The sequence below is a fragment of the Rhizobium sp. SVR5-9E genome (assembly GCF_056755095.1).
In genome coordinates this window covers 1-5191 of record NZ_JBNDHS010000174.1, presented here as the reverse complement: position 1 = coordinate 5191, position 5191 = coordinate 1, and the positions used below count along the sequence as shown (strand labels likewise).

The 5191-nt window shown below is 57.5% G+C and carries 5 protein-coding genes and 2 pseudogenes; 4 read left to right on the top strand and 3 right to left on the bottom strand.

What is annotated here, in order from left to right; all coding sequences use genetic code 11:
• Positions 1-157: 157 nt before the first annotated feature.
• The gene (locus ACPYOJ_RS33775; protein ID WP_481420135.1) at positions 158-550 is read right to left on the bottom strand and encodes a hypothetical protein; all 393 of its coding nucleotides are present in this window, start codon (positions 548-550) and stop codon (positions 158-160) included.
• A gap of 921 nt (positions 551-1471) precedes the next feature.
• Here ACPYOJ_RS33775 and ACPYOJ_RS33770 point away from each other — a divergent pair.
• A complete protein-coding gene (locus ACPYOJ_RS33770) occupies positions 1472-1708 on the top strand; it encodes a hypothetical protein (RefSeq protein WP_481420134.1) in 237 nt (78 codons plus the stop codon).
• A gap of 120 nt (positions 1709-1828) precedes the next feature.
• A complete protein-coding gene (locus ACPYOJ_RS33765; RefSeq protein WP_481420133.1) occupies positions 1829-2089 on the top strand; it encodes a hypothetical protein in 261 nt (86 codons plus the stop codon).
• Between the two features lie 351 nt (positions 2090-2440).
• On the opposite strand, the gene ACPYOJ_RS33760 is transcribed toward ACPYOJ_RS33765, so the two are convergent.
• A complete protein-coding gene (locus ACPYOJ_RS33760) occupies positions 2441-2647 on the bottom strand; it encodes a DUF982 domain-containing protein (protein ID WP_481420132.1) in 207 nt (68 codons plus the stop codon).
• A 688-nt stretch (positions 2648-3335) separates the two neighbouring features.
• Between ACPYOJ_RS33760 and ACPYOJ_RS33755 the strand changes: the two genes are divergently transcribed.
• Both ACPYOJ_RS33755 and ACPYOJ_RS33750 read left to right on the top strand, forming a co-directional pair.
• On the top strand, positions 3336-3515 hold the full coding sequence (locus tag ACPYOJ_RS33755) for a hypothetical protein (RefSeq protein WP_481420131.1): 180 nt from the start codon (positions 3336-3338) through the stop codon (positions 3513-3515).
• 237 nt (positions 3516-3752) lie between these two features.
• A pseudogene (locus tag ACPYOJ_RS33750) lies at positions 3753-3917 on the top strand (IS21 family transposase); the annotation flags it as partial.
• 240 nt (positions 3918-4157) lie between these two features.
• Here the strand turns inward: ACPYOJ_RS33750 and ACPYOJ_RS33745 are convergent.
• Positions 4158-5118 (bottom strand): annotated as a pseudogene (locus ACPYOJ_RS33745) (IS110 family RNA-guided transposase).
• Positions 5119-5191 lie beyond the last annotated feature (73 nt).

Sequence of the window (5191 nt, the reverse complement as noted above, 5' to 3'; positions counted from 1 at the left end):
TAGCCACAGGGACGCCACCTTGAAGGTACGCCTGTCCTGCCCAGTACTTGGCGGAATAGTCCCGCTCCGTCCACCAGTCCGTCCATCTTGACGGCCCACTCCTGCGCCTTGGCGGACCACTGGGAAGCCGAGACGACATATCCTGAGGCGTCGTTACCTATCCTTGATAGGTGGTTTCGAGACCAGCGGCAGCGGTGGCCGACGCTGCGGCGTCCTGAGCGCTTTGCTGGGCGGCCGAGGCAAATCCCTCAGCGGCCGCGATCAACTGCAAGGACGGCGCCGGCTGTCCGGGTTCAACCTTGAACGATCGGTCCGTCGCCTCTTTGACGGACTGGGCCTGCATCACCATCAGATCAAGGCGGCTCTCGACCACGTTCGCATTGTACGGCCCCTGGTTTTCAAGAGACGTTTCTTGCGTCAACGGTGGATCGCGTACGATGGTGAGGGTCTGCCCCGTGAGCAGCGCCGATGCTTTGACCACCGTGCCACCGTCGTCAGAACCCACGCCGGTGACGGAATAGTCACCGTCATCAAGCGAAAGGTCAGCCATTGCGTGAAGCGCTCGAAGGCAGAGCGCAGCTCGATCGAGGGCGCCTTACCTCGTACTTTTTCGGCCAGTTCGCGATCGGTGAGACCCATCTTCTTGAGGGTCGTGTAATCGAGGAAGAGCGTCAGGCGTAGGCGTAGTCCGGGCGATCGGATTCGGTCGGCCCCTTCTCCCAACGGTCGAGTTCTTCTTTCTTCTCCGCCGCGGTGCGCGCGAGGTCGACCATCGGTGCCATAGTGGTATCCCTTGTTGGAGTGATCCAGCCTGCCTGCTTGCACCCGGATTTACACAGAGCAGACCCGCGACGAGCCGGCGGGGCCTTCGCATTTCGCGATATGAACTTTCTACTGGCTTGCCGCCTTGAACCAAATTCCGCTGAAGTGCGTTCTTCAGGAAAGCAACGGGAGGTGGGTCACGGACATCGCGATACCGGGATATCGGTCTCCATGGGGACGTCTCTAGCCCACGCAGCTGGGAGGATGGGAGCATGCCTCCGTTCATCCTAACTTTCGATCTCGTGAAGAAGGAAAGCGCACCGTGTTACCGGCCGGTCCTACGTGACCTGACGAGCCGCGGAGCGCACAAATGCCAGATCTCATGTTGGCTCGTAAACCTAGCCAACACGGCTGCGGAAGTTTACGACCACTACCGTCGATTCATTCAAGATAGCGACACGCTTATAGTGTCTGAGTTGACACACAACCATAAGCACGATCGAACCCTCAAAGGCACGGGCAGCTGGATCGAAGCAAATCCGCCGTTCCGATAAGTCTTCATGCTTTGATCCGGCCGGCCACTTCGCACTGTAGATGGCCAGCGCTTTGTCTGGATCCAGTAGTGAAACGCTAACCATCTGGAGAGCAAAGCCACCGTCATTTTTCTGTCATGTGGTAACGTTCGCACCAGAACGATACGGAAAGTACCATGCCCCACCGCGCTTCCGATTATGTCGGCATTCCGACAACCGTGCATTCCTGGTCACCAGGGACACGGAACAAAACATTCGGCTGTTTCGAAAAAGCCTTGGAATATTGCCGGATGAACATTGGTGACCTCCAAGCCATCGAGGTCTTCGTGCACTCCGGGCAAATGCCGGAGCCTATCGTCAGCGGCGGCGATCTGGAAGCGTTGATCAAAGGTAAGTGCCGCACCCTCAGTTAGCGACTAGCTCTCAGTGCCGAGCTGAGGGGCGGAAAAGCGGCGTCCCCGCTCGGAAGTAGGGACTAGGCGGAACATTGGTAATCCGCCGCGGTTCGGGTGGCCTCTTGTGAAAGGACACCTATGAAACTCTACTTCATTGCATCCGCCGCAGTCATTACACTCTCGTCCTGCTCCGCCGGCTCCGCCGAGATCCAACCCGTTCCGGGCAGCATCACGTATGGTGGCCACGTGGCACGCCTCACCAAATCGCCTGTTGGCAGCACCGTGCCGAACGAGTTTGAGGATCAATTCGGGAACTTCGTGCAGGAAGTCTATATCGTCCAGCCGGATCGAACCCTGAAGCTCGTGAGGCGTAGAGTAGGCCAAAAGACGGAGCGGTAAGGTTCTGCAACTGCAGCTCGAACGTAGAAAGAAAGGGCTCAAACCATGTCGAGCAAACGAGCGCTCGGTGCAATAATCGCGGCCATTGTGGTCGTACTCATTGGTTTGGCTATCGGATATTGGGTCCGCACCGACCCGGAGACTGCTCCAACGGTGCCGCCCGACCGACAGAACACCGAAAACAGGCTACCTGCAGCGCCTGGCACTCCTCAGCAGCTCCCCGGATCGCAATAGAAAACCCGCCACCGGGCGGTGACGGGCGAGTGGTGGCGACAACCTTCTCGGCGATAGACAACGCGAGCGGGCTCGCTCCGGTAAGGGCGAGCAGAACGGCGAGCTGGGACACCGACATTACCGGCTAGACACGCTCCTATCGCTCGACAGGATGCTAAAATTCGGCACCTCTTCAATGTCGACCAAAGCTCCGGCCTTTTTGGCAAAGCGGCGCAATGTCTCGTATAGGGCGCTTAAAGGCATTCGGCCAACGTAAGCATCACGACAAGCCTTTAGAACTGTGTCGTAGGCAAGATCACGTCGATGGCCGGGCCATTCCTCCAACAGGTCGAATGCATCGTCGATATTGGTGATCTCTTGGATGTAGTTCTTCTTAACGCAACGATTTCAAGACAGTGCCCCACCATCCGCCGACGCTCTTCTAAACGTCTTCGCCCTACCTCGAGGCTGGTTCATAGCAAACTGAGGTAGCTTCCCTCGAACCCAATCCCCACCTAAACTTCCCCAAGTCTCTTGCGTTTATACCGCGAAGCAAACCTCGCGTGCAGGAGGGATGACATGAGGCTTGTACAATTGACCCTGATTGGACAGGCTGCGGTGCCTGTTTTCATAAACCGGATCAGGTGGTGTCCCTGATAGCGCTCCCTGACCGTACGTCGATAGTCACGACGGCCACCGGTAACCATGGAGCGGCCCTCGTGTACGATGTCACAGAGTTGGCCGCGGAAGTCGTACGCGTGCTGACGATTGCTCCAGGTGTCGCGGCACCCGGACGAGCGTGAGGCCAAACTCGCAATGATGAGGACAAAGCCCGCCGCCGTTCAAGGGGATGGGCTTCCAGTAACCAGCGTGGGTGCGCGGAAGCAGGGTGTACCCGTTCGAGGAGTCACTAAATCGCCGCTGTGATGTGTTCGGCAGCGTACCAACAAGCGGCGACATGTCTTATTTTATATCTTTCTAATGTATTAACATGTATTTCCTCCTCCCGTTTAGTAAGGAGGACTGAGTAAGCATGCAGCGCATTGAATCTCTGGAGAATGTCGAGACCAAACCCGTATGGTCTGTTCAAGAGTTCGCGAAGCGACACCATCTCACTGATATCGAGGAAGCCCGCCTGCTGCAGCTATTTGGCCCCTTTGCAACAGCGAGCGAACTTCTCCACAATGCCCCTCGCGAGCCGCGATGGCGATAGAGTATGAGGTGAGGAATTCTCACTTGGCTGATTGCCGCGTCTCGCACACAAATTTTGCCGCGCCCGGATCTCCGGTGTTCGAATTCTCCTCGAGGAAGAAGGGTCGATTGCGGCGTCACCGTTCGGCCCGCTCCAGGAGCTGCCGGCGGCGTTCGTTGCGCCAGTGAGCATGGGCGAGAACATCAGCCCTTACCTGCTCTTTCTGGCTGGTCACTTCCTCATCGCGCCAGTCCGGTGACGACGACCGTCAAGGTCGCCCATGTCCGGCTTTGCCACAGCCGGATGATGTTTGCGCCGGCCTATATGCGCGAGAGCCAGGAGATGGTGTTCGACGCCCATGACCGGGCCTTCGCCTTCTTCCATGGCACCTGCACGCGTGGCATCTACGACAATTTATGGACGCCTCCCGGGCGAGATGAACATTTGGTGACACTCGGCATTGGATGCGTGAACCTGTCCGGCCTATCGCTTGAGCGGTCACGCCCCTGGCCTTGATGGGAGTCCTCTACCTCTGTCCTTATAACATGATCGACCTTTGCGGCCTTGTCGTAGATCAGGATCCGAAGCTGCGGTCCCTGCCGTTGCGCCATCAGTTCTTACCTCGCATTCATCATTGCCTCACAGGCAACGATTGGCAAATGACTATTGTGCGGCACACCGCTCCTGTCGCGCTAGTAATGCCCATGCTACGCGAGCGATCTTGTTGGCAAGCGCAACAAGCGCTCTATTGAATCCCCTGCGAGCGACGAGCTTTTTCAGCCATCGAGATCGGTGATCGTCGTGCTTGGCAAGTCGACTGATGACTGAGCACGCGCGCCATGGATCATCTGGCGACGGAGATAATGGTTCGCTCGGCGACCAATTCCACCGAGGCGTGGCTTGCCGCCAGTCGTGTATTGTCGTGGGACTAACCCTATCCAAGCTGCCAGTTCTCGCCCGGATTTGAAGTGATGTCCGTCCTCAACGCTAGCAACAAGTGCTGTTGCGATGATCGGACCGATGCCTGGCAGTTCGGACAGACGGCGGCAATCTTCTCGCTCGCGGCAAATCTCCCCAATCTTCGCGTCGAGCTTGGCCACCCGGCCATTTACATCGGTCAGCTGGTCGAGGAGTTCGAGGAATAGCTCGCGTCCGAGATTGGAAAGAGCCGCATTGTCGACAGCCGAGGGTGTGCCTGGAATGCAAAGCGCCACGGCCCTTGCGGCAAAACGATTCCATACTCGGCGAGAAGGCCGCGTGCATGATTGATCAACGAGGTACGCTGAACAATCAGACGTTCTCCTATTCTATGCAGCGACTGAAGGTCTTGCTGCGCGGTCGACTTGACCGGTACAAACCGCATGGTCGGTCGTATCGCAGCTTCGTATATTGCCGCTGCGTCAACTGCATCATTCTTGGAGCCGCGCACAAAGGGCTTTACGAAGCGAGGATTGATGAGCAGAACCTGTCGCCCATCATACTTGAACTGCCGTCCCCAGTGATGAGCGCTGGCGCAGGCTTCCATTGCAACTGTGTTTGGAGCGATTGCGTTAACAGTTTCGGCCAACTTCGACCGGCTGACCTTGCGCGAAAGAATAGTGCCATCCGAAGCGATGCTGTGCATCTCGGCGGGTGTCAAGTCTGGCCGGAAATCGGGATGAAAGTTACGGCCGATTGGCGCAACGAGAGCGTACCGG

Excerpts from the sequence above, each read along its gene's own strand:
- ACPYOJ_RS33775 (WP_481420135.1), bottom strand. The coding sequence starts at position 550 with ATGGCTGACCTTTCGCTTGATGACGGTGACTATTCCGTCACCGGCGTG.
- ACPYOJ_RS33770 (WP_481420134.1), top strand. The coding sequence starts at position 1,472 with ATGCCCCACCGCGCTTCCGATTATGTCGGCATTCCGACAACCGTGCAT.
- ACPYOJ_RS33765 (WP_481420133.1), top strand. The coding sequence starts at position 1,829 with ATGAAACTCTACTTCATTGCATCCGCCGCAGTCATTACACTCTCGTCC.
- ACPYOJ_RS33755 (WP_481420131.1), top strand. The coding sequence starts at position 3,336 with ATGCAGCGCATTGAATCTCTGGAGAATGTCGAGACCAAACCCGTATGG.